This window comes from Tabrizicola sp. YIM 78059 (assembly GCF_004959785.1).
In the GTDB taxonomy this organism is placed as follows: domain Bacteria; phylum Pseudomonadota; class Alphaproteobacteria; order Rhodobacterales; family Rhodobacteraceae; genus Tabrizicola; species Tabrizicola caldifontis.
Map to the genome: position 1 here is coordinate 36348 of NZ_SJZH01000015.1, position 23860 is coordinate 60207.

Sequence of the window (23860 nt, forward strand, 5' to 3'; positions counted from 1 at the left end):
GGTCTGCGGAACATTCTACCCGCACCGCGCCCCAATGCATGGACAGACGTGGGTAATTTAATGAATTGATTGTGGCCGGACACCGAGAATCCTGCCTTAATTGGAGACAGTCTTTCATGAAGCCGCCGATTGTCCAGACGGACCGGGGAATTACCCTTGCGGGTGGCGGGCCGTTCGGGCGCCGAGACTTGTCGATGTGCCTGTCCCGCGCCCCGGTGCCGGTGGCTGCGGACAGCGGCGCTGACCGGTTGCTGCAACTGGGCGTCATGCCCGAGGCCGTGATCGGCGATTTCGATTCGCTTTCCGATGCAGCGCGATCCCGGATTCCCCGTGAACGTCAGCATGTTGTGGCAGAGCAGGTCACGACCGACTTCGACAAGGCCCTGCGATCCGTGTCGGCGCCGCTGATCCTTGCGCTGGGGTTTGCCGGGGCACGGCTGGATCATGGCCTGGCCGCGATGTCCACGCTGATTGCCCGTATAGAGCGGATCTGCATCCTGATCGGTCCGAAGGATTTCGTCTTTGCCGCCCCTGCGCGGCTGGAACTGGACATGGCACCGGGCGAGCCGCTGTCGCTGTTTCCCATGACAAAGGTGACCGGTATCAGCGCAGGGCTCGAGTGGCCGATTCACGGAATCGATTTCGCGCCGGACGGCATGATCGGCACCTCGAACCGGGTCGTGGCGCAGCGGGTCGTGCTGGAGTTCGATGTGCCCGGCATGCTGGTCATCCTGCCCCGCCGCCGGTTGGACGCGGCGATCAGGGCGCTGCGGTCAGCGCCTCGGCCGTCCGCGCCCTGAGACGGGCCGACATCCGTTCGCGGTGGATGATGTATAGGCCCGACGAAACGATGATGGCGATCCCGGTCCAGGTCATCGCGTTGGGGAAGTCGCCGAAGATCAGGTAGCCCAGGATCACGGCGACGACGATTTCCGAATAGTGCAGGGGTGCCAGCGTGGCAGAGGGCGCGTATTTGAGGGCATAGGTCATCGACATGTGGCTGACCGAGGCCCAGAAGCCCACGCCCACCAGCCAAAGCCAGTTCAGCCCCTCGGGCCAGACCGGGTCGAGCGGGCCGATGCCCGAACCTTCGGCGAAGATCATCACCGGCAGACACATCAGAAGCCCCGTCCACGAGGTGTGGAACTGCATGGCGACCGGATGCATGAAGGCAGAGATCGATCGGGTCACGAGCATGTAGAAGGCGAAGAAGAAGGCTGTGCCCAGCGGCCATAGCGCGACAAGGCCGAAGACCTGGATCGAGGGCTGGATCACCAGCAGCGCCCCGCCGAAGCCCACGGCGCAGGCTACGATCCGGCGCGGGCCGACCTGATCGCCGAAGATCAGCGATCCCAGGATCAGCAGGATGAAGGGTTCGACGAAGGCGATGGCCAGCGCGTCGGCAACGGGCATCACGGCGATGCCCGATACGAAGGAAAAGGTGGACAGGATCAGGAAGAAGGCGCGCAGGACCGAGAAGGCAAGCGCACGTGCCGTAAGCGCAAGAGACAGCCCCATCATCAGGACGATGGGCAGCATCAGCAGCCCCTGGACGATGAAACGGCCGGTGGTGATCTGGCCGACAGGGATGCCGCCTTCGGCCGCCAGCTTGGCCGAGACATCCAGCAGCGGCGCAATCGCACAGAACAGCAGCATCAGAAGGATGCCGCGAAGGGTCATATCCCGGGTCATGGCTCTGCCTAGCTTGGCGCCGCGTCCGCTTCCAGCCTGAAAGCGACATCGCATCGGCGGGTACTTGAGGGAAGAACGGTCGTGCCACGGGCCAAGAGCGCATTCCCTGGCGGCTTCCGCCAACGCGCCCGGACACCCCGAAGGCATGTCCCGACGGCAATTCCTTTCGCACTCAGCAGTTCGGGACGTTCACGGCCAGGCCACCAAGGCTGGTTTCCTTGTATTTCTCGTGCATGTCGCGGCCGGTCTGGCGCATCGTCTCGATGCAGACATCGAGACTGACCAGATGCTTGCCGTCACCCCGAAGCGACAGCGACGCGGCCGAGACCGCCTTGATCGCGCCCAGGCCGTTCCGTTCGATGCAGGGCACCTGCACAAGGCCCTTGACCGGGTCGCAGGTCATGCCGAGGTGATGTTCAAGCGCGATTTCAGCGGCGTTCTCCACCTGCTCGGGCGTCCCGCCCAGAACCGCGCACAGGCCTGCGGCGGCCATGGCGGCGGCGCTGCCCACCTCGGCCTGGCATCCGCATTCGGCGCCGGAGATGCTGGCGTTGTGCTTGCACAGGCCCCCGATCGCCGCAGCCGTAAGCAGGAAATCGCCGATCTTCGCCGGCGAGGCGCCGGGAACGTGGTCAAGCCAGTAGCGGATCACGGCCGGAACGACGCCGGCCGCGCCATTCGTAGGAGCGGTGACGACCTGACCGCCGGCGGCGTTTTCCTCGTTCACCGCCATGGCGTAAAGCGACATCCAGTCGTTGATCGTATGGGGCGGTGTAAGGTTCAGCCCGCGTTCCGCAATCAGCGCATCGTGGATGCCCTTGGCGCGCCTGCGCACCTTGAGGCCCCCGGGCAGGATGCCTTCGCCCTTCATGCCGCGGTCGATGCAGGCGTTCATCACCTCCCAGATCCGGGCCATGCCTCGGTCAAGTTCGTCAGCAGATCGGAACTTCAGCTCGTTCTGCCGTTTCATCTGCGCGATGGACAGGCCGGAGGCGCGGGCCATCTCCAGCATCTCGGCGGCGGTCTCGAAGGGGTAGGGCACATCGGCCCGGGCCCGCGCCTTGGCGCCGCCGGCCTCGGCCAGTTCCGCCTCTGTCAGCACGAAGCCCCCACCGATGGAATAATAGGTTTCCTGAAGGATCACGTCACCCTGGGCGTCGGTTGCCTTCAGGATCATGCCGTTGGCGTGGCCCGGCAGCGCGGGGCCGAAGTCGAAATGCAGATCCTTGGCCGGATCGAAATGCAGTGAGGGCAGGCCTGGAGGCTCTATCCGCTTCGTCTCGCGGATGCGTGCCAGGGCCGCTTCGGCCTTTTCGGCATCGTAGGTGTCGGGCGCGAATCCGGCCAGCCCCAGGATCGTCGCGCGGTCGGTGGCGTGGCCGACGCCGGTGAAGGCAAGCGAGCCGTGCAGCGAGGCGCGCAGCCCGTGAAAGTGGAAGGGCGATGCGCGCATCAAGTCGAGAAAGCGCTTGGCGGCGACCATCGGCCCCATCGTGTGCGAAGATGACGGGCCGATGCCAACCTTGAACATGTCGAAGACAGACAGGAACATCAGGGCCTCGGGTTGGTGAAGGGGGTGGGGCCAAGCGCATCGGCGGCGGCCACGCGCAGGGCGGCAGGGCGCGATTCATGTGCGGCAAGCACGGCTTTCAGCGCGGGAAAGTCCCGCAGGTCCAGACCGTAGGGCGGCGGAGGCAGCAGGATCAGCCAGCGTACTAGGATGCCGATGTAATAGCCCAGCACCCCCGGATGGTCGGGCGACAGCCAGCGCGGCGACTGGGTGGCCACCATGGTTTCGATCAGGCCGAGCCGTGCGATGATCTGGTCATGTGCGGCGGCCTGGGCAGCCTCGGTATTCGCCTCTCCGGCCGGGCGATGCGGGTAGAACATCGCCAGCGCCGCCTGATGCAGCGCATTCGAGGTGAAGAACAGCCATGACAGGAAGGCGCCCCGGTCGGGATCCCGGGGCCCGGGTCCGAGACGGCCGGTCTGGTCCACCAGCCACAGAAGGATCGCGGCGGTCTCGAAGATCGGGCCGTGTTCGGTTTCCAGCGCAGGGATCAGGCCAACCGGGTTGACCCGGCGATATTCCGGGCTGGCCAGCGCGCCGCCGTCGATGTCGGCCAGAGCGATGACGTGGGGCATCTCCAGCTCTTCCAGCGCGAGACGCACTATGGTTGAGGCAAAGTCGGGGGCGTGGTGCAGGATCAGGGTCACAGGACGGAGCCTTCCGGGGGGTTGGGCTGTTCGGGGCGGGTGAATGGGTGGGCGCCGAGACCCTCGGCCCGGGCGATGACGGGTGTCTCGACCCTGGCCTCCTGACCGTGTGCAAGCGCCCGCAGGGCGTCGAACACCTCCAGATCGAACCAGTGCGGACTTTCCGGCGGGTAGAGCGCCGCCCAGCGGCTTAAGGTGACCGCATAGGCGCCAAGTGGTGTGGCCGGGGCAAACAGCGCCGGGTGGCGGGTGGCGGCGTCGTTGATCAAGGCGAAATGGCGCTTCAGGCGCGCGGTCGTGATCTCGTGAAAGGCCGGGTGCGTGTCGGCCGGGGCATACTGGTGCGGATAGAAGACCATCCGCAGGTCGGCGTGAACGGTGTTCGACAGGAAGAACAGCCACTTCAGGAACACCGGCCGGTCGGCATGACCTGGCGCAGGCCCCAGCTGGTGGGTATCGGCCAGCCACAAGAGGATCGCCCCGGTTTCCGAGATCGGCCCTTGCGGGGTTTCAAGGGTCGGGATCAGGCCGGTCGGGTTCAGACGGCGGTATTCGGGGCTGTCCTGCTGGCGGCGGGAGCGGTCCAGCAGAACAGTGCGATAGGGCAGCCCGGCACCATCGAGGACGAGCCTGATGATCAGCGAGGCGTTGTCTGGTGCGTAGTGCAGCGTGTACATCGGTTTCGCAGGCCCTGGTTGCGGCGAAGCTGCTCCAAGTCATCGCCGCTCGCTGGGCAAAAAGCGACTCTCTTCCGCACATATCGGATGCCTACGGTGCCAGGATCGTTTCCGGAACCGCAAGGACAGGCTTGCGGTATTGTGTTTCCTTCCATCCCAGCGCGATGTGTCCCGGCCGTGAATGCCCGGGCGCGACCTGACACGACGATCGGAACGGCGGACAGAACCCCCTCGCCCTGAACGAGCCTTTGCGCTAATGGGGGGAAAAGGGGAGTGATGCGATGACTGCCGAGCTTTCGCCTATGGACAAGGCAAAATATGCGGCCGCGCGCCGTTCGGTGGATTTTGTCGAGGACGGCATGAAACTTGGGCTGGGAACCGGCTCGACTGCCGCGTGGATGGTGCGCTGCCTGGCTGAGCGCGTGAAGACGGAGGGTCTGAAACTGACCTGCGTCGCGACCTCGCGGCGCACGGCGGAACTGGCGACCGGGCTCGGGATCCGGGTCGTTCCCATGGACGACGTGAAATGGTTGGATCTGACAATCGACGGCGCTGACGAATTCGACCCGCACCTGAACCTGATCAAGGGTGGCGGTGCGGCGCTGCTGCAGGAAAAGATCGTGGCCACGGCAAGCGACCGCATGATCGTGATCGCGGATGCGGCCAAGGAAGTGGCGCAGCTGGGTGCCTTTCCCCTGCCGGTCGAGGTGATACCCTTCGGCTGGCAGACGACGAAGGCGCTGATCGAGGAAACGCTTTACAGCCTCGATGTGCTGAATCGCGAGGTGAGCCTGCGCCTTGACCGCGACAAGCCGCTGAAGACAGATGAGGGGCATTACATCCTTGATCTGAATCTGAAGCGGATCGGCAACCCCCGCCAGCTGGCGCTTGTGCTGAACCAGATTCCCGGCGTGGTGGAGAACGGCCTGTTCATCGACATCTGCGACATCGTGGTGATCGGCAACGGCGACGGGCGGGTCACGGTGCGCGACATCAATTCGGGCATGGTAGAGGATGTCGCGATAGACGTGGCGCAGACCTTGAACATCTTCGCCGATCTCGGCGACTGAGCGGCGGCGGGCCTTGCCGGGGAAACGGCAGGGCGCGATGCCTGCAACCCCTTTCGTGTGCCCCGGCGCCTGACCAGCGTGCCGGGCGAAACAGCGGCAGACGGAATCGGAAATGACCTTCGACTACGATCTCTTCGTCATCGGTGGCGGCTCGGGCGGGGTGAGGGCGGCGCGCGTTGCGGCAGGTGACTGGGGCGCGAAGGTGGGCCTGGCCGAGGAAAGCCGGATGGGCGGCACCTGCGTCATCCGGGGCTGCGTGCCGAAGAAGCTGATGGTCTATGCCTCGGGCTTTCCGGCAGCCTTCGAAGAGGCCCGCGCCTACGGCTGGGAGATGTGGGATACCCGCTTCGATTGGGCAGCCTTCCGCGGCCGGCTGGAAACCGAACTGGACCGGCTGGAAAATGCCTATCGCAATACGCTGATCAATGCCGGGGTGACGCTTCACGACACACGCGCCACGCTTGTCGATCCGCACCGGGTGCGGCTTGCCACGGGGCAGGAGGTCACGGCCAAGCACATTCTGGTTGCCACGGGTGGCCGCCCATTCGTGCCTGACATTCCCGGGGCCGAGCTTGCCGTCACCTCGAACGAGATGTTCCACCTTCCCGCCCTGCCGGACCGTGCGCTGATCGTGGGCGGTGGCTATGTCGCCAGCGAATTTGCCTGCATCCTGAACGGTCTGGGGGTGAAGGTCACTCAGGTTTACCGCGGTGCGCAGATCCTGCGCGGGTTCGATGACGAGGCACGCGGCCATGTCGCCACCGGCATGCAGGCCGCCGGGATCGAGATAAGGTGTGGCACCGACGTGATGCGGCTGGAACGCACATCGGGCGGCATCCGGGCGGTGACGACCGACGGGGCGGACCGGGAATATGACCTGGTGCTGTCGGCCACCGGCCGCCGGCCCAATACCGAAGGCCTGGGCCTGGCCGAACTTGGCGTCAGGCTTGGCCGCATGGGAGAAGTGATCGTCGACCGGTTCAGCCAGACTGCCGTGCCATCGATCCATGCCGTCGGCGACGTGACCGGCCGCATTAACCTGACCCCGGTGGCCATTCGCGAGGGCCATGCCTTTGCCGATACCGTCTTCGGTGGGCGTCCCACTGCCTTTGACCACGAACTTGTCGCCTCGGCGGTCTTTACGCAGCCCGAACTGGGATCGGTCGGCCTGACCGAAGAGGCTGCGCGCGAGCAGGAGCCGATCGAGGTTTACGCCACGGCCTTCCGTCCGATGCGCAGCGCCTTTGCCGGGCATGGCGACCGGGTTCTGATGAAGCTTGTCGTCAGTCGGGCAACGCGCAAGGTTCTGGGTTGCCACATCGTGGCGCCCGAGGCGGGGGAACTGATCCAGATGGCGGCCATTGCAATTCGCATGGGGGCGACGAAGGAAGACTTCGATCGGACCTGCGCGGTTCACCCCACCATGGCCGAAGAACTGGTCACGATGCGAAAACCGGTCCGAACGGCCTGATTGTGTCATTTCATCGGCTTGATTTCCGGGCAGAGATGCACAGCTAAGGCAACAGAAGAATAGAGAGGTTCTGATCAATGGCAGGAAGCGGAGGTCCCTGGGGGGGCGGAGGCGGTTCGGGCGGCGACGACCGGAACAGGGGCGGCGACGACGACCGTCGCGGCGGGCGTCGCGGCGACCCGGGCCCCCAGATCCCCGAGATCGACCAGCTGATGAAGCGCGGTCAGGAACAGCTGCGCGTGCTGATGGGCGGTCGCGGCCGGGGCGGCTTTGGCGGCGGTTCGGGCGGCCCGAGCGGCGGCGCGGGCGGGCCGATGATCACCCGGCAGGGTGTCGCGCTGGGCGCACTGGCGGCGGTGGCGCTGTGGAGCTTCATGTCGTTCTACACGGTCCGGCCCGAGGAACGGTCGGTCGAACTGTTCCTGGGCGAAAGTGCGGGTGTGGGCAATCCGGGCCTGAACTTTGCGCCGTGGCCGGTCGTGACGTACGAAAAGGTCCAGGTGACGGGCGAACGGACGACCGACATCGGCATCTCTGCGGGCGGCAACGACAGCGGCCTGATGCTGACGCGCGACCAGAACATCGTGGATATCGGCTTTCAGGTGGTCTGGAACATATCGGACCCCGAGAAATACCTGTTCAACCTGGCCGACCCCGAGGACACGATCCGCGCCGTCAGCGAAAGCGCGATGCGCGACATCGTGGCGCGGTCGGAACTTTCGCCGATCCTGAACCGTGACCGGGGTGTGATCGCGGCGGACGTGCAGCAGTCGATTCAGGGCACGCTGGACAGCTACAATGCCGGCATCAACGTGATCCGCGTGAACCTGCAACGTGCCCAGCCCCCGCGTGAGGTGATCGACGCCTTCCGCGAAGTGCAGGCTGCTCAGCAGCAGCGCGACACCCTGGAGAAGGAGGCCGACGCCTACGCGAACCGCGTGACTGCGGGTGCCCGCGGCGCGGCAGCGCAGCTTCTGGAAGAGGCCGAGGCCTATCGCGCCCAGGCGGTCAACACTGCCCAGGGTGAGGCCGCGCGGTTCCTTTCCGTATACGAGGAATATGTGAAGGCCCCCGAGGTCACCCGGCGGCGGCTTTACATCGAGACGATGGAACGGGTGTTCGGTGGCATGAACAAGGTCATCCTTGACGGCGTTGCCGGCGGCGAGGGCGGACAGGGTGTGCTGCCCTTCCTGCCCTTGAACGAACTTGGACGGGGCACGACCGCACCCGCGGCCGCGTCTTCGACGGGAGGAACCAACTGATGCGCGCGATTGTCATTCTTCCCGTAATCGCCGTGCTCCTGGTGATCGGCCTGTCGTCGATCTTCATCGTGGACGAACGCAAGAAGGCGCTGGTGCTGCAATTCGGCCAGGTCGCCCAGGTGAAAGAGGATGCGGGCCTTGGCTTCAAGCTGCCCTTCATTCAGGAGGTCGTCTACTACGAAGACCGTATCCTCGGCCTGCCGACCACGCCGATCGAAGTCACGATGCTGGATGACCGCCGCCTCGTGGTCGATGCCTTCGCGCGCTGGCGCATCGTCAACCTGGTCGAGTTCCGCGAAGCCGTCGGCACCGGCGGCGAAACGGCGGCACTGCGGCGCCTTGAAGGAATCGTGAACCCCGCGATCCAGGAAGTATTGGGTTCGGTGCCTTCGAACCGCGTGCTGTCGGAAGATCGCACCGCGCTGATGAACCGCATCCGCGACATCGCCCGGCGTCAGGCCGCCAACCTTGGCATCGAGGTGATCGACGTGCGCCTGACCCGCACAGACCTGCCCGAGCAGAACCTGGCAGCGACCTTCGCCCGCATGCGGGCGGAACGCGAACGCGAAGCGGCCGACGAGATCGCCCGCGGTGGCGAAGCGGCACAGCGTGTTCGCGCCGCCGCAGATCGGACCGTGGTCGAGTTGACCTCGGACGCCCGGCGTCAGGCCGATGTCATCCGCGGTGAGGCCGATGCGGAACGCAACCGGATCCTGGCGGAAGCCTATGGCCTGGATCCGGAGTTCTTCGCCTTCATCCGGTCGCTGTCGGCCTACGAGGCCAGTCTGAAGGGCCAGAATTCGTCGATCGTAATGCAGCCCGACAGCGAGTTCTTCGACTATCTGCGCAGCGACAGGGCGCCTGCTGTGGCCGCGCCTGCCCCGGTGGCGCCCGCGGCACCATGAGCTTCGTGCTTCTGGCCATTGGGCTGGTGCTTGCCGTCGAGGGGCTGGTGCTTGCACTGGCCCCTCGCCGCATCGAGGATGCGCTGCGTCTGATCCTGACCTTCAGCGAGGAACGCCGGCGGATGATCGGGCTGGGCGCGCTGGCCCTGGGTGTGGTTCTGGTCTGGCTGGCGCGCGGCGGGTGACAAATTCCTTCACATGGCCTTGATGCCTTGTGACGGGGTTTGCATTGCGCCGCCGCTTCACTAATTGTTCTTTCGTCCGTGTCTCGCCGGGCGCGACCAGCGCGTCCGCCACTCCGACCGATGAACAGGAGTCAACGTCGTGCCCGATCTTACCCCCTCAATCCGCAACGCGCTTCGGTCCAGCACGCTTCTGGCGCTGGTTCTGGGCTTCGGTCTCAGCCTCGCTCCGGCCGCCGAAGTGCAGGCGTTCGGGGCGCCGGAAAGCTTTGCCGACCTGGCACAGCAGGTCAGCCCGGCGGTCGTGAACATCACCACCTCGGCGCTAGTCGCCGCTCCGACGAACGGAATGCCGCGTTTGCCCGAGGGCAACCCGTTCCAGGACTTCTTCGACGATTTCGGTGGGCCGGGTGGCGGTGGTGGTGCGCAGCGGTCCGAAGCCCTGGGTTCGGGTTTCGTGATCTCGGAAGACGGCTACATCGTGACGAACAACCACGTCATCGAAGGCGCCGATGAAATCATGATCGAGTTCTTTTCGGGCAAGAAGCTTCCCGCCAAGGTCGTGGGCAAGGATCCCAAGACCGACATCGCGCTGCTGAAGGTCGAGGCGGGCGAGCCTTTGTCCTTCGTCACCTTCGGTAATTCCGACCTCATGCGCGTGGGCGATTGGGTCATGGCGATGGGCAACCCCCTTGGCCAGGGGTTCTCGGTCAGCGCCGGGATCGTTTCGGCCCGCGGCCGCGAGTTGAACCGTGGGGCATATGACGACTACATCCAGACCGATGCCGCGATCAACCGCGGCAACTCGGGCGGCCCGCTCTTCAACATGGACGGGCAGGTGATCGGCGTGAACACGGCAATCCTGTCCCCGAACGGGGGGTCGATCGGGATCGGCTTCTCGATGTCATCCAATGTCGTGGCGAAGGTTGTGGATCAGCTGAAGCAATTCGGCGAAACGCGCCGTGGCTGGCTGGGCGTGCGCATCCAGGACGTGACACCGGATGTCGCCGAGGCGATGGGCCTGGCCGAGGCCGCGGGGGCGCTGGTGACACAGGTGCCGGACGGTCCGGCAAAGGAAGCCGGTGTGCTGGCAGGGGATGTCATCACCGGTTTCGATGGTCAGCCGGTGACCAGCGCGGGTGACCTGACCCGTCGTGTGGCCGATGCCCCGATCGGAAAGGCCGTGCCGGTGATCGTTCTGCGGAACGGCCGGACCGAGACGCTTTCCGTGACGCTTGGCCGGCGCGAAGAGGCCGAGGCCGCGGCCGTTCCTGCGTCCGCGCCGGGCGCCGATGAGCCGAAGCAGACCGAGACGCTTGGCCTGACGCTTGCACCTCTGGATGACGAGATCCGTTCACGCCTGGGGCTGGAAGCCTCGGCGCAGGGGCTCGCAATCCTGGCGGTGGATCCGTCATCCGAGGCCTTCACGAAGGGGTTGCAGGAAGGCGAGGTGATTACCGAAGTCGGGCAGCTCCCAGTTACAGGACTCCAGGATCTTGAGGATCGGATCGCCGAGGCCAAGGCCGCGGGCAGGAAGTCGATTCTTGTCATGGTCCGCCGCGGTGGTGATCCGCGCTTCGTCGCTCTGTCGATCGAATAGTGGCAGGTTGAACCGACATGGCGGCGGGCGTTGTCTTGCCGCCAAGAGGCGCAGGATCAGCTTGTGCCGACGAAGGTGCCCGGTGGGGTCTTCAGGGTTGATCGCCCGCCCGCACACCGTCGGGACGGAAGCCGGGGTCCAGAAGGTGGTCGAGCAGCGGGGAAAGATCCTCGATAAGCTCGGCGACCACGTGAACCACCCCTGCCTCGCGTTGCAGCCGTCCGGTGACGCGCAGCAGCCGCCCGGCGATCACCGCGCGGCGGAAACGTTCGTAGACCTGCGCCCAGACGACCACATTTGCGGTGCCCGTCTCGTCCTCCAGCGTGACGAAGATCACCCCCTTGGCCGTGCCCGGCCGCTGCCGCACCAGAACCAGCCCTGCCACCGTGACCCTTGCGCCATGCGGCGGCTCGGCAAGCCGTGCGGCAGGCAGGGCCAGGGGCGGGCGGGGCCAGTTGCGGCCAGGGGGCGGGGGACAATCAGGCATAGGAACAATAATAGAACATCCGCGAGCAGCGGCAAGCGCCGCGCCCCTCTGGCAAAGCCGCGGAATTTGGCCTATGTCCAATGCCAAAGACCCCCCGGGAGACGAGAATGGCAAAGATCACCTATGTCGAACACTCCGGCCGCGAACATGTCGTGGACGTGCCGAATGGCCTGACCGTGATGGAAGGCGCGCGCGACAACGGCATTCCGGGGATCGAGGCCGATTGTGGCGGTGCCTGCGCCTGTTCGACCTGCCATGTCTATGTCGATCCCGCCTGGGTGGACCGGCTGCCCCCCAAGGACAGCATGGAGCAGGACATGCTGGATTTCGCATGGAACCCCGACCCGGTGCGGTCGCGCCTGACGTGCCAGCTGAAGGTTACCGACGCGCTTGATGGGCTGCGGGTGCAGATGCCGGAAAAGCAGATCTGAGCCAAGGCGCGCCGATGACGTCATGTCCTTGCCGGCCGGCAGGGACAGGGCGTCGAACGAACAGGGGGTCAGTCGCCGGGTTTGGTCAGCCGTTCGGCCTTCTTGCGCACCAGGACCGAGCGCAGGTCGTGCATAGTCAGCAGCAGCACGTCCGTCACCGCCTCCAGCTGTTCGTCCGTCGCCCGCGACTGCACCCATTGCGTCGTCAGGTTCAGGTGATCGACCGTGCGCAGGATGTCATCCACCTCGCGCGCCGCAAGCTGGGCCTGACGGGCCGCAATCCAGTTCTTGATCGCGGCCATGTCCGCATCGGTCAGCGTGACACTGCCATGCGGCTTGATGGTGCCGTTCCTGACGTTCACCACCGCGATCTCGTCCATCTCGATCCGGCGCTGGCGGTTTTCCGTGCCGACCCGGAAGACCACGGCACCGTTCTCGCGGACGCGAAAGTAGTACTCGGGCAACTCGATGCTCATGCATGACTCCGGTATGGCTGGGCGGCACCACCACGCCCGCCATTCCTTCCCCAGTGCGGCCGGTCCGTCAAGCCGTGCGGATCAGACCAGAGAGGCACAGAAGCGCTGGATCCGGGCGCAGGCCTCGCGCAGCACCTCGTCCGAGGTGGCATAGCTGACGCGGAAATTCGGCGACAGGCCGAAGGCTGCGCCAAAGACCACGGCAACGCCGGTTTCCTCCAGAAGCGCAGTCGCGAAGACCTCGTCGTTGGTGATGACGGTGCCTGCTGGCGTGGCCTTGCCGATCAGGGCCGAGATGTCGGGATAGACATAGAAGGCGCCTTCCGGTTTCGGGCAGCGGATGCCCGGCGCCTGGTTCAGCATCGACACCACCAGATCGCGCCGCCCCTGGAACACCCGACGCCAGTCGGCCAGAAAGTCCTGCGGTCCCGACAACGCCTCCAGCGCGGCATACTGGCTGATGGAACAGGGGTTCGACGTCGATTGCGACTGGATCGTTCCCATGGCCTTGATCAGCGCCACGGGGCCGGCAGCATAGCCGATCCGCCAGCCGGTCATCGCATAGGCCTTGGATACGCCGTTGCAGGTCAGCGTGCGGTCGTAGAGGCCGGGTTCCACCTCGGCCGGGGTGCAGAATTCGAAGTCATCGAAGACGAGGTGTTCATACATGTCGTCAGACATCACCCAGACATGCGGATGGCGCATCAGAACCTCCGTCAGCGCCTTCAGTTCGCTGCGCGTGTAGCCCGCGCCCGTCGGGTTCGAAGGGCTGTTGAAGATGAACCACTTGGTCTTCGGCGTGATCGCGGCTTCCAGCTGGTCGGCCGTCAGCTTGAACCCGGTCTCGATCCCCGCCACGACCGGCACCGGCGTGCCGCCGGCCAGCAGCACCATGTCGGGATAGCTTACCCAGTAGGGCGCAGGGATGATGACCTCGTCGCCCGGATTCAACGTCGCCATCAGCGCGTTGTAGAGGATCTGCTTGCCGCCGGTGCCCACCGATACCTGCCCAGGCGTGTAGGTCAGGCCATTTTCCTTCAGGAACTTGGCGCAGATTGCGGCCTTCAGCTCGGGGATGCCATCGACCGCCGTATAGCGCGTGCGCCCGGCATCGATCGCGCGTTTGGCAGCCTCGCGGATGTGCTCGGGCGTGTCGAAATCGGGCTCGCCCGCGCCCAGTCCGATCACGTCTCGGCCCTCGGCCTTCAGCTGTGCCGCCTTGCTGGTCACGGCGATGGTGGGCGAAGGTTTGACGCGGGAAAGCGTGTCGGACAGGAAGGCCATCGGCGGTAACTCCGTCAGGCGGTTTGCGATTTTCGGCTGCAGGTCTTAGGGTGGCCCCCCAACCGACACAAGCGATATCGCAGTAAGGAGAGGCCTGATGGCGGAAAGCAGCCCCGAAACCCCGCAGAACGACTGGTATGCACCCGACGTGGCAACTTTCGGCGACCGACTGGCCGGCGCGCGCGAGGCTGCGGGCCTGACCCAGGCAGATCTGGCCCAGCGTCTGGGGGTTCGCCTGACCACCTTGCAGAACTGGGAGGAAGACCTGGCCGAGCCGCGGGGCAACCGGTTGCAGATGTTGGCTGGAATGCTGAACGTCTCGATAGGCTGGCTGCTGACCGCTGAGGGCGACGGTCTGGCCGGCCCCGTCGCGTGCCCCATACCCCTGACGCCGGCGGCCGAGGCAACCTTGGCCGATCTGCGGCGTATGCGGGCGCGTGCCCTGGAGCTTGCCGAGGATCTGGCGCAGCTAGAGCGTGACATGCGGCAGGCGATGCGCTCTGCGGCCTAGGAAGACGGTGCTGACATGACGGGCGAGATGGTGGAAACACGGCTGAAGCGGATGTCGATGCGGTCCTGGAGGCGGGGGACCAAGGAAATGGATCTGATCCTTGGCCCCTTTGCCGATGCGCATCTGGCCAGTCTGGACGAGACGGACCTCGCCACCTACGATGCGATCCTGTCAGAGAACGACCAGGATCTGATGGCCTGGATCCTTGGCCAGTCGGCGCCCCCGCCGACGCTGGCTCCGTTGCTGGAACGGATCGCCGCTTTCGCCCGCGCGCGGCTTTTCCGGGATATCTGAGGCAGGCGTCAGCGAAGTTTACGGAATGTTTTCCGGTTGTGCCGATTCTGTGCCGATCCGAACGGTGGAGAAACGGTATGTCAAACCTTGCCCCGGTGCTGGACGGTTCGCAGAAGGCATTCCTGTCCTGCTATCTTGACAATCTCGGTCTGGTAGAGCGGCTGCATCGCCTGTTGCTGGATGTGATCAAGGACGAATTCGAACGTCTGGGCATTCTGGAAATCAATTCGGTCCAGGCGCTTCTGCTGTTCAATATCGGCGAGAACGAGGTGACGGCGGGTGAGCTGAAGTCGCGCGGCTACTACCAGGGATCGAACGTCAGCTACAACCTGAAGAAGCTGGTGGAGCTGGGCTACATGCATCACCAGAGATCCGAAATCGACCGCCGTTCGGTGCGGGTGCGGCTGACCGAAAAGGGGCGACAGGTGCGCGGGCTGTTGTGCGATCTCTTTGCCCGGCATGCCGAAGGCATGCAACGCCGCAACCTGATCGATGCCAAGGGGATGGACGACATCAACCTTGCGCTCAGACGGATGGAACGGTTCTGGGCCGACCAGATCCGCTATATCTATTGACCCCGGTGTGCGTGACGGCGGCCACGGGCGTAGCAGCGGGCCTGCAAGGATTCAGGTCAAGCGCGGGGCGGGTCGCTGGCTGTGATGATGCTCAGTGCCCCGGGCAGGCATTGGCGATGATTCCCGGCAAGCTCAGAAACTGGATGCCACTTCCGCAAGTGTCGCGACAGTGCGCAATGGGTTGCGGAGATTGGCAGGCAAACGGTTGCGGCCCTGGTTGGTGAACATCAGGAATTGCAGTCCGCCGTTGATTGCGAACTGGAGGTCGAAAACCATGTCCCCGACATAAAGCACCTCGGCCGGTGCCAGGTCAAACCGGCTGCAAAGAAGGTGGGCTGACATCGGGTCTGGCTTGCCGCGCGCAACATCGTCGGCGCAGATCAGCAGATCGACCGCAAGACCAAGATCGCGCAACAGCGGTTCGGCATTGGCTCGCGGCTTCGATGTGATGACGGAAGACCCAAACCCGCGCTGCCGCACTTTGTCCAGAATCTCTGCCGCACCTTCAACGACAGTGATCCGGTCTTGCCGGGCGCGCGTGCCCGCAAAGTAGAGAGAGGCCAGTTCGACCCGCATGTCCGAAAGGCCGAGGTTGTCGAGAATCCGGTCGAATGGCAGGCCGACATAGTTCCGGTAGCGTTCGAAGCCGCACCGGATGCCCAGTTCGCGGGTCGCTGCCTCCCAGGATTCGCGCATGACGTCGAAGGAATCGATCAGTGTTCCATCCAGATCGAAGGAGACGTGCCTGACCACCGTCGTCATGTCCTGGCCCCCGCGATCTGCTCAAGAAAAAGGGTGTCCCGCTCCATCATCCGGCAGGCCAGCCTGTAGTCCTCGGGTGTGTCGACAGACAGGCTGGAGCCTTCCTGGGGAAAAGTTCCGATCGGTTCGCCCAGCTCGATCAGCCGCATCAGCTCGATCCGCTCGATGTCTTCCAGCGGGGTTGGCCGGGCGGCGGCGAAGGCGCGCAGGGCGGGCAGACGGAAACCGATCACGCTGAGGTGCTTTTTCAGCGGCTGGCGCAAGGCTCCGAAATAGCAGGGAATATCGCTGCGCGAAAAATAGATGACCCGGTCGCCGCTGGCCACGATCTTGACCCGGTTGACGTTGTCGTAGTCGTCCATCAACTGATAGGGCACGACGCAGCGGTAATCAGTCGATGCCATGAAATCGGCGACCTGCTCGACATATTCAGGGCGAACGAAGGGCTCGTCCCCCTGAACGTCGATGATGATGTCTTGGTCGGTCAGTCCAAGGGCTTCGCTGGCCTCGGCGATGCGTTCGGTACCGTTGACATGGCTGGCACGGGTAAGGCAGACGTCCACTCCGTGCTGTTCGCAGGCCAGCAGGATCTCGACGGAATCCGTGCAGACGACCACCTGATCCACACGGTTCGACAGCAAGGTGCGCCGCGCAACATGAACGATCATCGGCAGGCCGCAGATGTCGAGCAGCGGCTTACCCGGCAGCCGCGAACTTTCCATGCGGGCGGGAATCAGGGCAACAATGCGGTCTGGCATGTGGACTATCGCTGAAGAATGCTCCTCGGACAGCTGTACGCCAGTCGGGGGGCGCGGGCCAGCAAGTTGTGCCGTATCAGCCAACGGTGCGTGATCCGCCGCGCAGGGCCAGCATCTCCTCCGTCATCCGCGCCGAAAAGCCGCGCGCCGCTTCGTGCCCTTCGAAGCCACGCTGCCGCAGCGCAGGATCCCGCCACAGCCGCAGGGCCGTTCCGGCGACTGCGGCGGCATCCGGGGTCACATGACACAGGCCCTGGTCGGCCAGATACTGGTAATCGGCGTGCAGAAGGCTTGGGATTGAGCCTGACAGGATCATCCGGCGCTGGGCTATCGGTTCGAACGGGTTGTGACCGATGCCCCGGTCGAACGTATGGCCCATGAACACCACGAAGGCGAGGTCGATCCAGTTACCCATTTCGCCATAGCTGTCGGCAACAAGGACGACATCCTGCGGTGCCGGCAGCTTACCTGCCGACCGCCGTGTGAAAGGCATGCCTGTTTCGCGGACCTGATCGGCAATCGCAGCGCCCTGATCGATCCAGCGTGGCACGAGGATCAGCCGCAGATCGGGAAGATACTGCCGCAGGATCCTTGTCGCTTCCAGCAGGCGGCCGATCTCGGAATTGGCAACCGAGGCACAGGTCAGGACTGGCGCACTACCCCAGGCTGCCCGCACCGCGCCGGTGATTTCGGTCGAGACCGGCAGAGCGGGTGCATCCATCTTCAGGTTGCGGGCAACGACGATCTGGCAGTCCTGGCGGAACCAGTCTCTGGCTTCGCGCGCTTCGGCTTCGGTGAGCAGATGCAGATAGTCGATATGCGCCGCCATCCACCTGGCGATGCCGGGCTTCCGGCGCAGTGCCCGGCCCAGCCTGCCGTTCAGTTGGGCGTTCACCAGCGCAACCGGCACGGCCCGCGCCTTCAGTTCCGTCAGCGCGTTCGGCCAGGTTTCCAGCTCGCCGTAGATTGCAAGTTCGGGGCGCCAATGGTCAAGGAAGCGGCGGATCGCCGACGGCTTGTCCAATGGCATGAGCTGTACGATGACACGATTCAGGCCACGGAAGCGGGCGAACACCCTCTGGGCCGAGGCCGTGCGTGTCGTGACCAGACAGATGGTCGTGTCGTCATGTGCCAGAACCGCCCGGATAAGCGGCAAGAGCATGGTGGCGTCGCCAGGGCCTATGGCGTTCATCCAGACCAGCCGGCCCTCGGGTCGCGCCGCCATGCCAAGGGCCAGACGTTCGCCGATCCTGTCAGGGTCTTCTTCGTCGGGTTTTCGGTCGGCGATACGGCGCAGGACCATTGTTATCAGCCTGTCCGGAAGAAGCCGGGTTACCAGACGATAGAGGTGCAGGAGCAGCCGCTCCTGCACCCGCATGTCGGCCCAGGCCTTGCGTTCCGCTTCCGTGAAACCCATTCGCGATCCCTTGCCAGCCGCCGCAGATCTGCCTGACAGGATCAGGCCAAGGCAGTCGAAGAACGGCATCTCGGAAATCCGTTGCCCTGATCCTGTGACGCGCGGCTTGAACCGGATTTCCGGCAAGGTCAACGCCTGTCGATCGCGCTGCCGGGCAGAACGCGATGGCGTTTCGGCCGATCGTTGGAGAGCGTGAGCCTCAGTTCACCTTGCGGGCAGGCAGGAAGGGCAGGGGGGCAACCGGCACCCCTTCCTCGATCAGCTTTCGCGCTTCTTCAAGCCGCGCCTCGCCGTGGATCGGACGTTCCGGCACTTCGCCAAGATGCATCCGCCGTGCCTCGGTGGCAAAGTTCATGCCGACGTAGTCGGAATTCTCTTCGATCTGGCGGCGCAGGGCTGCGATGGCGGCTTCCAGCTCCGACTGAGGCTCGGTCAGTGCGGGGGCATCCGCCCGCATGGCCCGGGCCTCTGCCTTCCGGGACGGGCGCACGGCAGGGGCCATGAGTGACTTTTCGACCGAAGCCGTGCCGCAGATTGGACAGGCCACCTGGCCGGCGGACTGAAGCGCCGAGAAGGCCTCGGCATTCTGGAACCAACTGTCAAAGCCGTGCCCGGCCTTGCATTTCAGACTGTAGCGGATCATCGCCCGGGTCCTGCGGTCACAACGGGCAATAGCTAAGGATTGCCGCGCCAAGGTCAATGGGTGAGTGTCTGGGCACTATTCCCCTGAAATCGGTCCCGGGCGCCCCTTCTGCGGCGGCCTGAAGCTGGCAATCAGCGCGGCGAGGTCAGGTTCATTCACCAGTCCGGCAGCCGTGGCAGGGGGGAACCAGGCGCGGCGCCGTTCCCCGGCCTCTGGAAACTTGTCGGCCAGCCGTTCGACCCGCAGGCCATAGACCGCCACCGCGCAAGGCACCTGCGCTGTCGCCCCCAGAACCTTGTGATAGCCGTAACGGCCAAGGCAAACCGGGTTCGTCACGCCCTTGACCCCGGCTTCCTCCCAGGCTTCCTTGGCGGCCGTGTCCTCGGGGGCCAGGCCCGCCACCGGCCAACCCTTGGGAATAACCCAACGCCCGGTATCCCGGCTGGTGATCAGCAGAACCTCAACACCCTTTTCGCCTTCGCGCCAGCAAAGGGCACCATATTGCATCCGCACGCCAGAACCGCGGTCACCACTGAATGCTGCTATCTTGTCGCTTCTACCCATTGCCTTGCCATTCCTGCCGCCCGGTTTCCGGGTCTGGCCACCTGTAGCTGCCTCAGGGTCAAGATGGCACGGATCACAAGCGTTTTACAGGCTTTTCCCATGGATTTGACCCATTTGCGGTCAGGATTACCTTCCCTTGAACGAATTCGGGCAGAAGGGGTGGTCGATGCGGGCGGTTCTGGCGGCAGTTCTGGCATTTCTGATGGCGCTTCCGGTGCTTGCGGCGGAAAGGTTCCGCTTTTCCTCGATCGACGGGGGAGAGATCGACCTGACCGACTGGCGCGGCAAGCCGGTGCTGGTGGTCAACACCGCATCGCTGTGCGGCTATGCCGGCCAGTTCGATGCGTTGCAGGCGATGCACGAGCGTTACGGCGACCGCGCACTGATCCTTGCTGTGCCCTCTAACGACTTCAATCAGGAGCTTGCCGACGAGGCTGCGGTCAAGGAATACTGCGAACTGAACTTCGACATCACCCTTCCGATGACCGAAATCACCCATGTCCGCGGCCGCACGGCGCACCCGTTCTATGCCTGGGTGCGTGACGTCGCCGGCTTTGTCCCGCGGTGGAATTTCAACAAGGTGCTGATAGCGCCTGACGGCTCCATCGCCGGAACCTGGGGCGCGGGGGTCAAGCCCGAAAGCGCCGCGATTGCTGGCCGGATCGAGGCCATGCTGAAGTGATCCAGGGCCCACCGCCGAAAGCCCAGGCTGCGGCGCCGCTTTTCATCGGATCAGAGATATATCGCGGTTCGTCCTATGGTCCGGGGCATCCGCTGCGGGTGCCCCGCGTGCCGACCGTGATCGACCTTGCCCGTGCGCTTGGCTGGCTGCCGCCGCATACCTATCGCGCCAGCCCCTGCGCCAAGCCGGTGGCGCTCACACTCTGGCACGATCCTGCCTACATCGCCGCCCTGCAACGGGCCGAGACCCTAGGCCATGCGACCGAGGACATGCGCCGCCGCTACCACCTGGGAACCTTGTCCAACCCGGTTTTCCCCGAGGTCTATCGCCGCCCTGCCACCGGGGCAGGAGGCACGATGCTTGCGGCCGAACTTCTGGCGGGCACGCCGGGGGTGATCCATGTCCCCGGTGGCGGCACGCATCATGGGCTGCCCGGCCGCGCGAACGGGTTCTGCTATCTGAACGATGTGGTGCTGGGGATCCGGGTGTTGCAGGGCGCCGGCCTTTCGCGCATTGCCTATGTCGATCTGGACGCGCATCATTGCGATGGGGTGGAACTGGCGTTTGCCGGTGACCCGGGGGTGCGGATGATCTCGGTCCACGAAGAGGGGCGCTGGCCCTTCACCGGCGCGCTGGAGGATGCGGCTGACGGCAGCGCCTTCAACATGCCGGTGCCGAAGGGCTACAACGACAGCGAGGCGAGGGCGGTGCTGCACGGGCTGATCCTGCCGCGGGTGGCGGAGTTCCGGCCCGAGGCGCTGGTCCTGCAATGCGGCGCAGACAGTCTGCTGGAAGATCCGCTGTCGCGTCTGGCGCTGTCGAACCGGGCCTACCTCGAGGCGCTGGAGGCGCTTATCCCGCTGGCTCCTCGCGTCATGGTACTGGGCGGTGGGGGCTACAACCCCTGGTCGGTCGGGCGGCTGTGGACGGCGATATGGGGCAGACTGGCGGGGCATGATCTGCCAGACCGTCTGCCCAAGGCAGCGCAGGCAGTGCTGGGGGGCCTGAGCTGGGGCGGCGGCGGTCGGCCCGCGCCCGAACCCGTCATGCTGACCACGCTGCTCGACGCCCCGCGCGAAGGCCACGTCCGGCCCGAGGTCCGCGACCGGCTGGCAAGGCTTGCGCAGCGATGATCCGGGCCTTCCTGGGCATCGACCTGCCGCAAGCGGTGCGAGCCGCCTGTCAGGTGCAGCAATTCCTTCTGCCGCTGCCGCGGCGGGTCGAACCCGAAAACCTCCATCTGACCCTGGTCTTTCTGGGCAACTGCCCCGAACCGGCGCTAGAGGCCGCGCACCAGGGGTTCGAGGCCCTACATGTGGAAAGGTTTGCCCTTGCCTTGCAGGGGCTTGGCCTGTTCGGCAAGGACCGGCCCCACACGGCCTGGGCGGGGGTGGCACCATCGCCAGAGCTGAGCCGGCTACAAGCCAAGGTCGAGACCATCGCCCGCCGCGCCGGCTGTCCGATCGACGCGCGGAAGTTCTTGCCGCATGTCACGCTCGGTCGATTTCCGCCCCCCGACCCGATAGACGCCGCGCGGCTGGAACGCGCGATCGCGCTTGGCGCAGGCTTCCGCACCGCGCCTTGGGTGGTGACGGAACTGACGCTCTGGCAAAGCCACCTGGGTGGCAAGACCGCGCGCTATGAGGTGCTGGCGCGCTATCCGCTTGCTTGACAGGCGCGGCCGGCTGACGCACGACGGATGCCAACCACGGAGACCCCCCATGAAGATCGCTCACCGCGAGATCGGCCCCGGCCATCCCCCCCTTGTCATCGCCGAGATCGGCATCAACCACGGCGGCGATCTGGCCGTGGCGAAGGAGATGGTGCGCCTGGCCGCCGGTGCCGGCTGCGAGATGATCAAGCACCAGACCCACATCATCGAGGACGAGATGACGGAGGAGGCGAAGTCGATCTTCCCGCCGAACGCCGATGTCTCGATCTGGCATGTGATGGAACGCTGCGCCCTGTCGCTTGACGAAGAGGCGGAGCTGAAGCGTTACACCGAAAGCCTGGGGATGATCTGGATCTCGACCCCCTTCAGTCGGGCGGCGGCGGATTTCCTGGAAACGCTGGACGTGCCGGCCTACAAGATCGGCTCGGGCGAGGCCGACAACCTGCCGCTGATCCGCCACATCGCGCGGAAAGGCAAGCCGGTGATCCTGTCCACGGGCATGCAGACGATCGAGACGATCCGCGCCAGCGTGGACATCCTCGACCAGGCCGGGGTGGACTATGCGCTTCTGGAATGCACCAACCTCTACCCCAGCCCGGCCGAGATCGTCAGCCTGCGCGGGGTGACCGAACTGCGCGAGGCCTTCCCGAAAGCGGTGGTGGGCTTTTCCGACCATTCCATCGGGCCGGAAATGGCACTGGCCTCGGTGGCGCTGGGCGCCTGCATCCTGGAACGGCATTACACCGACACGCGCTATCGCAAGGGGCCGGACATCATCAACTCGATGGACCCGGCGGAACTGCGCTTCCTGATCGACCGGTCGAAGGAGATCTGGATCGCCGCGAACAACCCCAAGCAACGGTCCGCGCCCGAGGAGGATGTCTATCGCTTCGCCCGCGGCTCGGTTGTGGCCGACCGCGACCTGCCCGAGGGCCATGTGATCGCCGAGGCCGACATCTGGGCGCGGCGTCCGGGCTCGGGCGAGATCGCGGCCTATGACTTCGACAAGGTGGTGGGCAAGCGGCTGAAGCGGGCCGTGACGCGGAACACGCAGTTGAGATGGGAGGACTTGGGGTGAGCCTCGGGCCCCTGACGCGGGCGGATATCGGCATCTGGCTGATCAATCTGCCCCGGGACATCGATCGGCGGGCGCGGATGGAGGCGCAGCTGGCCGCCTTGGGGCTGAACCATACCCTCTTCCCGGCCATCGACGGCCGGGCCGAGGAAGCGCGCCTCATGCAGCGGGCCGATGCCGGGGCTTATGCGCGCAACATGGGTGCGCCGCTTCTGCCCGGAAAGCTGGGGGTCTATGCCAGCCATCTTGCGGTCTGGGACGCCTTGATTGCATCGCCGAACCGGGCCGCGCTGATCCTTGAGGACGACGTTGTGTTCCACGAGGATTTCCTTGAGGCGCTGGATACGGCGCTCGCCCATGCCGACCTGTGGGATCTCGTGCGCTTCAACTGCATCCGCGCCAAGCTGCCGGTTACGCAGGCCCGGCTGGGCTGCTACCGGCTGAACGCCTATGTCGGCCCCTTCACGGGGAACGCCTGCTATCTGATCCACCGTGACGTAGCGGCGCGGCTCGCGCCGCGGCTCTGGCCTCAGACGCGGGCGCTCGACCATGAGCTGAACCGCTTCTTCCTGCACGACTACCGCCAGCTGGGGCTCGAGCCTTGGGCCAGCCACCCTGACGATGGCGGCACCAGTACGATAACCGGCACGGGCTTTGCCCTGGTGAAGAAGCCGCACTGGACAAGCCGGCTGCCGCATTACCGGCTGAAAGCTGCAAACTATCTTCGCCGCGCATTCTGGTTGCTGAAACGAGGAATGTTGTTTCCAAAGAGGAATGTCTCGTGACGGCCGAGCGTTTTATCTGTTGTCTCAAATACGGCACTGCGTTTGCAGCCGACTATGTCAACGTGCTCTACAGGGCCGCTCGCGCCGCGATGCGCGGTCCGTTCCGCTTCATATGCCTGACTGACCGGGTCGAAGGGCTGGCCCCGGATGTCGAAGCGTTTCCCATTCCGGATGTGGGGCTGGCCCCGCAGGATTGGTTCGTTGGCGGCGTGTGGCCCAAGCTTGGTATTTACGATCGCCACTTCCATGGACTGAAAGGGCGCATCGTTTTTGTCGACCTCGACATGGTTATCTTGCGCGATCTGGACGCCTTTTTTGACCTGCCGGGTTCCTAGGGTCAGGACTCGTTGTCGCGTCATAGCCAGAAC

The 23860-nt window shown here is 65.0% G+C and carries 29 protein-coding genes; 17 read left to right on the forward strand and 12 right to left on the reverse strand.

Features of this window, described 5'->3' with window-relative positions; all coding sequences use genetic code 11:
• The first annotated feature begins 116 nt into the window (after nt 1–116).
• Nucleotides 117–800, forward strand: a complete 684-nt coding sequence (locus EZM81_RS15915) for a thiamine diphosphokinase (RefSeq protein WP_136646387.1) — start codon at nt 117–119, stop codon at nt 798–800.
• On the opposite strand, the gene EZM81_RS15920 is transcribed toward EZM81_RS15915, so the two are convergent.
• From EZM81_RS15920 to EZM81_RS15935, 4 genes are all read right to left on the reverse strand, one after another.
• The gene (locus tag EZM81_RS15920) at nt 760–1692 is read right to left on the reverse strand and encodes a DMT family transporter (RefSeq protein WP_248298247.1); all 933 of its coding nucleotides are present in this window, start codon (nt 1690–1692) and stop codon (nt 760–762) included. The two genes, EZM81_RS15915 and EZM81_RS15920, sit on opposite strands and share 41 nt — an antisense overlap.
• 172 nt (nt 1693–1864) lie before the next feature.
• Nucleotides 1865–3244, reverse strand: coding sequence for an L-serine ammonia-lyase (locus EZM81_RS15925; RefSeq protein ID WP_136646388.1), 1380 nt, complete (start codon nt 3242–3244; stop codon nt 1865–1867).
• Complete coding sequence (locus EZM81_RS15930; RefSeq protein ID WP_240784126.1) at nt 3244–3909, reverse strand: glutathione S-transferase family protein; 666 nt, start codon at nt 3907–3909, stop codon at nt 3244–3246. The genes EZM81_RS15925 and EZM81_RS15930 overlap by 1 nt, the downstream gene beginning before the upstream one ends.
• The gene (locus EZM81_RS15935) at nt 3906–4586 is read right to left on the reverse strand and encodes a glutathione S-transferase family protein (RefSeq protein WP_135450331.1); all 681 of its coding nucleotides are present in this window, start codon (nt 4584–4586) and stop codon (nt 3906–3908) included. Before EZM81_RS15935 ends, EZM81_RS15930 begins: the two co-directional genes overlap by 4 nt.
• Before the next feature lie 281 nt (nt 4587–4867).
• On the opposite strand from EZM81_RS15935, the gene rpiA reads away from it, so the two are divergent.
• The 6 genes from rpiA to EZM81_RS15965 all read left to right on the forward strand — a co-directional run bounded on the left by rpiA (nt 4868) and on the right by EZM81_RS15965 (nt 11076).
• The gene (gene rpiA / locus EZM81_RS15940) at nt 4868–5656 is read left to right on the forward strand and encodes a ribose-5-phosphate isomerase RpiA (RefSeq protein ID WP_136646389.1); all 789 of its coding nucleotides are present in this window, start codon (nt 4868–4870) and stop codon (nt 5654–5656) included.
• 112 nt (nt 5657–5768) lie between these two features.
• Nucleotides 5769–7127, forward strand: coding sequence for a glutathione-disulfide reductase (gene gor, locus EZM81_RS15945; protein WP_136646390.1), 1359 nt, complete (start codon nt 5769–5771; stop codon nt 7125–7127).
• 77 nt (nt 7128–7204) lie between these two features.
• Nucleotides 7205–8389, forward strand: a complete 1185-nt coding sequence (gene hflK / locus EZM81_RS15950) for an FtsH protease activity modulator HflK (protein ID WP_136646391.1) — start codon at nt 7205–7207, stop codon at nt 8387–8389.
• Complete coding sequence (hflC, locus tag EZM81_RS15955; RefSeq protein ID WP_371685766.1) at nt 8389–9294, forward strand: protease modulator HflC; 906 nt, start codon at nt 8389–8391, stop codon at nt 9292–9294. The genes hflK and hflC overlap by 1 nt, the downstream gene beginning before the upstream one ends.
• A complete protein-coding gene (locus EZM81_RS15960; protein ID WP_135450326.1) occupies nt 9291–9479 on the forward strand; it encodes a DUF2065 domain-containing protein in 189 nt (62 codons plus the stop codon). The genes hflC and EZM81_RS15960 overlap by 4 nt, the downstream gene beginning before the upstream one ends.
• Before the next feature lie 139 nt (nt 9480–9618).
• Nucleotides 9619–11076: a Do family serine endopeptidase gene (locus tag EZM81_RS15965; RefSeq protein ID WP_240784124.1), complete on the forward strand. Its 1458-nt coding sequence runs from the start codon at nt 9619–9621 to the stop codon at nt 11074–11076.
• 91 nt (nt 11077–11167) lie between these two features.
• On the opposite strand, the gene EZM81_RS15970 is transcribed toward EZM81_RS15965, so the two are convergent.
• Nucleotides 11168–11563 (reverse strand): OB-fold nucleic acid binding domain-containing protein, encoded by a 396-nt coding sequence (locus tag EZM81_RS15970; protein ID WP_135450325.1) that lies wholly within the window; start codon nt 11561–11563, stop codon nt 11168–11170.
• A gap of 107 nt (nt 11564–11670) precedes the next feature.
• On the opposite strand from EZM81_RS15970, the gene EZM81_RS15975 reads away from it, so the two are divergent.
• Entirely contained in the window at nt 11671–11994 is a 324-nt protein-coding gene (locus EZM81_RS15975) for a 2Fe-2S iron-sulfur cluster-binding protein (protein WP_136646392.1), read from the forward strand.
• Nucleotides 11995–12062: 68 nt separating this feature from the next.
• Here the strand turns inward: EZM81_RS15975 and EZM81_RS15980 are convergent, their stop codons facing one another.
• Nucleotides 12063–12470, reverse strand: a complete 408-nt coding sequence (locus EZM81_RS15980; RefSeq protein ID WP_136646393.1) for a hypothetical protein — start codon at nt 12468–12470, stop codon at nt 12063–12065.
• Nucleotides 12471–12551: 81 nt separating this feature from the next.
• Nucleotides 12552–13754 (reverse strand): pyridoxal phosphate-dependent aminotransferase, encoded by a 1203-nt coding sequence (locus EZM81_RS15985; RefSeq protein ID WP_135450322.1) that lies wholly within the window; start codon nt 13752–13754, stop codon nt 12552–12554.
• Between the two features lie 97 nt (nt 13755–13851).
• Here EZM81_RS15985 and EZM81_RS15990 point away from each other — a divergent pair, with 97 nt between their 5' ends.
• From EZM81_RS15990 to EZM81_RS16000, 3 genes are all read left to right on the forward strand, one after another.
• Nucleotides 13852–14265 carry a helix-turn-helix transcriptional regulator gene (locus tag EZM81_RS15990; RefSeq protein WP_136646394.1) on the forward strand — a complete coding sequence of 138 codons (414 nt, stop codon included), beginning with the start codon at nt 13852–13854 and terminating at the stop codon, nt 14263–14265.
• A 15-nt stretch (nt 14266–14280) separates the two neighbouring features.
• Nucleotides 14281–14559, forward strand: coding sequence for a succinate dehydrogenase assembly factor 2 (locus tag EZM81_RS15995; RefSeq protein ID WP_371685767.1), 279 nt, complete (start codon nt 14281–14283; stop codon nt 14557–14559).
• 77 nt (nt 14560–14636) lie between these two features.
• Complete coding sequence (locus tag EZM81_RS16000; RefSeq protein ID WP_135450320.1) at nt 14637–15134, forward strand: MarR family winged helix-turn-helix transcriptional regulator; 498 nt, start codon at nt 14637–14639, stop codon at nt 15132–15134.
• Between the two features lie 132 nt (nt 15135–15266).
• Here the strand turns inward: EZM81_RS16000 and EZM81_RS16005 are convergent, their stop codons facing one another.
• The 5 genes from EZM81_RS16005 to EZM81_RS16025 form a co-directional block, all read right to left on the reverse strand.
• Nucleotides 15267–15896: an HAD family hydrolase gene (locus EZM81_RS16005; RefSeq protein ID WP_135450319.1), complete on the reverse strand. Its 630-nt coding sequence runs from the start codon at nt 15894–15896 to the stop codon at nt 15267–15269.
• A complete protein-coding gene (gene kdsB / locus EZM81_RS16010) occupies nt 15893–16654 on the reverse strand; it encodes a 3-deoxy-manno-octulosonate cytidylyltransferase (RefSeq protein WP_136646395.1) in 762 nt (253 codons plus the stop codon). The genes EZM81_RS16005 and kdsB overlap by 4 nt, the downstream gene beginning before the upstream one ends.
• Before the next feature lie 76 nt (nt 16655–16730).
• On the reverse strand, nt 16731–18071 hold the full coding sequence (locus tag EZM81_RS16015; RefSeq protein ID WP_169052394.1) for a 3-deoxy-D-manno-octulosonic acid transferase: 1341 nt from the start codon (nt 18069–18071) through the stop codon (nt 16731–16733).
• A gap of 199 nt (nt 18072–18270) precedes the next feature.
• On the reverse strand, nt 18271–18714 hold the full coding sequence (locus EZM81_RS16020) for a DUF1178 family protein (RefSeq protein ID WP_136646397.1): 444 nt from the start codon (nt 18712–18714) through the stop codon (nt 18271–18273).
• Between the two features lie 75 nt (nt 18715–18789).
• The gene (locus EZM81_RS16025) at nt 18790–19221 is read right to left on the reverse strand and encodes an NUDIX hydrolase (RefSeq protein ID WP_240784121.1); all 432 of its coding nucleotides are present in this window, start codon (nt 19219–19221) and stop codon (nt 18790–18792) included.
• A 193-nt stretch (nt 19222–19414) separates the two neighbouring features.
• On the opposite strand from EZM81_RS16025, the gene EZM81_RS16030 reads away from it, so the two are divergent.
• The 6 genes from EZM81_RS16030 to EZM81_RS16055 are packed head-to-tail and all read left to right on the forward strand — an operon-like array spanning nt 19415 to nt 23827.
• A complete protein-coding gene (locus tag EZM81_RS16030) occupies nt 19415–19960 on the forward strand; it encodes a glutathione peroxidase (protein ID WP_371685768.1) in 546 nt (181 codons plus the stop codon).
• Nucleotides 19960–21093 carry an acetoin utilization protein AcuC gene (locus EZM81_RS16035; protein WP_135450344.1) on the forward strand — a complete coding sequence of 378 codons (1134 nt, stop codon included), beginning with the start codon at nt 19960–19962 and terminating at the stop codon, nt 21091–21093. Before EZM81_RS16030 ends, EZM81_RS16035 begins: the two co-directional genes overlap by 1 nt.
• Complete coding sequence (gene thpR, locus EZM81_RS16040; RefSeq protein WP_135450314.1) at nt 21090–21632, forward strand: RNA 2',3'-cyclic phosphodiesterase; 543 nt, start codon at nt 21090–21092, stop codon at nt 21630–21632. The genes EZM81_RS16035 and thpR overlap by 4 nt, the downstream gene beginning before the upstream one ends.
• 49 nt (nt 21633–21681) lie before the next feature.
• Nucleotides 21682–22710 carry an N-acetylneuraminate synthase family protein gene (locus EZM81_RS16045; protein WP_136646398.1) on the forward strand — a complete coding sequence of 343 codons (1029 nt, stop codon included), beginning with the start codon at nt 21682–21684 and terminating at the stop codon, nt 22708–22710.
• On the forward strand, nt 22707–23492 hold the full coding sequence (locus tag EZM81_RS16050; protein ID WP_248298248.1) for a glycosyltransferase family 25 protein: 786 nt from the start codon (nt 22707–22709) through the stop codon (nt 23490–23492). The genes EZM81_RS16045 and EZM81_RS16050 overlap by 4 nt, the downstream gene beginning before the upstream one ends.
• Nucleotides 23489–23827, forward strand: a complete 339-nt coding sequence (locus EZM81_RS16055; protein WP_136646400.1) for a hypothetical protein — start codon at nt 23489–23491, stop codon at nt 23825–23827. The genes EZM81_RS16050 and EZM81_RS16055 overlap by 4 nt, the downstream gene beginning before the upstream one ends.
• Nucleotides 23828–23860 lie beyond the last annotated feature (33 nt).

Excerpts from the sequence above, each read along its gene's own strand:
- EZM81_RS15985 (WP_135450322.1), bottom strand. The coding sequence starts at position 13,754 with ATGGCCTTCCTGTCCGACACGCTTTCCCGCGTCAAACCTTCGCCCACC.
- EZM81_RS16000 (WP_135450320.1), top strand. The coding sequence starts at position 14,637 with ATGTCAAACCTTGCCCCGGTGCTGGACGGTTCGCAGAAGGCATTCCTG.
- hflC (WP_371685766.1), top strand. The coding sequence starts at position 8,389 with ATGCGCGCGATTGTCATTCTTCCCGTAATCGCCGTGCTCCTGGTGATC.
- EZM81_RS15920 (WP_248298247.1), bottom strand. The coding sequence starts at position 1,692 with ATGACCCGGGATATGACCCTTCGCGGCATCCTTCTGATGCTGCTGTTC.
- kdsB (WP_136646395.1), bottom strand. The coding sequence starts at position 16,654 with ATGCCAGACCGCATTGTTGCCCTGATTCCCGCCCGCATGGAAAGTTCG.
- EZM81_RS16005 (WP_135450319.1), bottom strand. The coding sequence starts at position 15,896 with ATGACGACGGTGGTCAGGCACGTCTCCTTCGATCTGGATGGAACACTG.
- EZM81_RS15980 (WP_136646393.1), bottom strand. The coding sequence starts at position 12,470 with ATGAGCATCGAGTTGCCCGAGTACTACTTTCGCGTCCGCGAGAACGGT.
- rpiA (WP_136646389.1), top strand. The coding sequence starts at position 4,868 with ATGACTGCCGAGCTTTCGCCTATGGACAAGGCAAAATATGCGGCCGCG.
- EZM81_RS15960 (WP_135450326.1), top strand. The coding sequence starts at position 9,291 with ATGAGCTTCGTGCTTCTGGCCATTGGGCTGGTGCTTGCCGTCGAGGGG.
- EZM81_RS16025 (WP_240784121.1), bottom strand. The coding sequence starts at position 19,221 with ATGCAATATGGTGCCCTTTGCTGGCGCGAAGGCGAAAAGGGTGTTGAG.
- EZM81_RS16045 (WP_136646398.1), top strand. The coding sequence starts at position 21,682 with ATGAAGATCGCTCACCGCGAGATCGGCCCCGGCCATCCCCCCCTTGTC.
- EZM81_RS15990 (WP_136646394.1), top strand. The coding sequence starts at position 13,852 with ATGGCGGAAAGCAGCCCCGAAACCCCGCAGAACGACTGGTATGCACCC.
- EZM81_RS15925 (WP_136646388.1), bottom strand. The coding sequence starts at position 3,244 with ATGTTCCTGTCTGTCTTCGACATGTTCAAGGTTGGCATCGGCCCGTCA.
- EZM81_RS16015 (WP_169052394.1), bottom strand. The coding sequence starts at position 18,071 with ATGGGTTTCACGGAAGCGGAACGCAAGGCCTGGGCCGACATGCGGGTG.
- EZM81_RS15975 (WP_136646392.1), top strand. The coding sequence starts at position 11,671 with ATGGCAAAGATCACCTATGTCGAACACTCCGGCCGCGAACATGTCGTG.
- EZM81_RS16020 (WP_136646397.1), bottom strand. The coding sequence starts at position 18,714 with ATGATCCGCTACAGTCTGAAATGCAAGGCCGGGCACGGCTTTGACAGT.
- thpR (WP_135450314.1), top strand. The coding sequence starts at position 21,090 with ATGATCCGGGCCTTCCTGGGCATCGACCTGCCGCAAGCGGTGCGAGCC.
- EZM81_RS15915 (WP_136646387.1), top strand. The coding sequence starts at position 117 with ATGAAGCCGCCGATTGTCCAGACGGACCGGGGAATTACCCTTGCGGGT.
- EZM81_RS15995 (WP_371685767.1), top strand. The coding sequence starts at position 14,281 with ATGACGGGCGAGATGGTGGAAACACGGCTGAAGCGGATGTCGATGCGG.
- EZM81_RS15935 (WP_135450331.1), bottom strand. The coding sequence starts at position 4,586 with ATGTACACGCTGCACTACGCACCAGACAACGCCTCGCTGATCATCAGG.
- EZM81_RS15970 (WP_135450325.1), bottom strand. The coding sequence starts at position 11,563 with ATGCCTGATTGTCCCCCGCCCCCTGGCCGCAACTGGCCCCGCCCGCCC.
- gor (WP_136646390.1), top strand. The coding sequence starts at position 5,769 with ATGACCTTCGACTACGATCTCTTCGTCATCGGTGGCGGCTCGGGCGGG.
- hflK (WP_136646391.1), top strand. The coding sequence starts at position 7,205 with ATGGCAGGAAGCGGAGGTCCCTGGGGGGGCGGAGGCGGTTCGGGCGGC.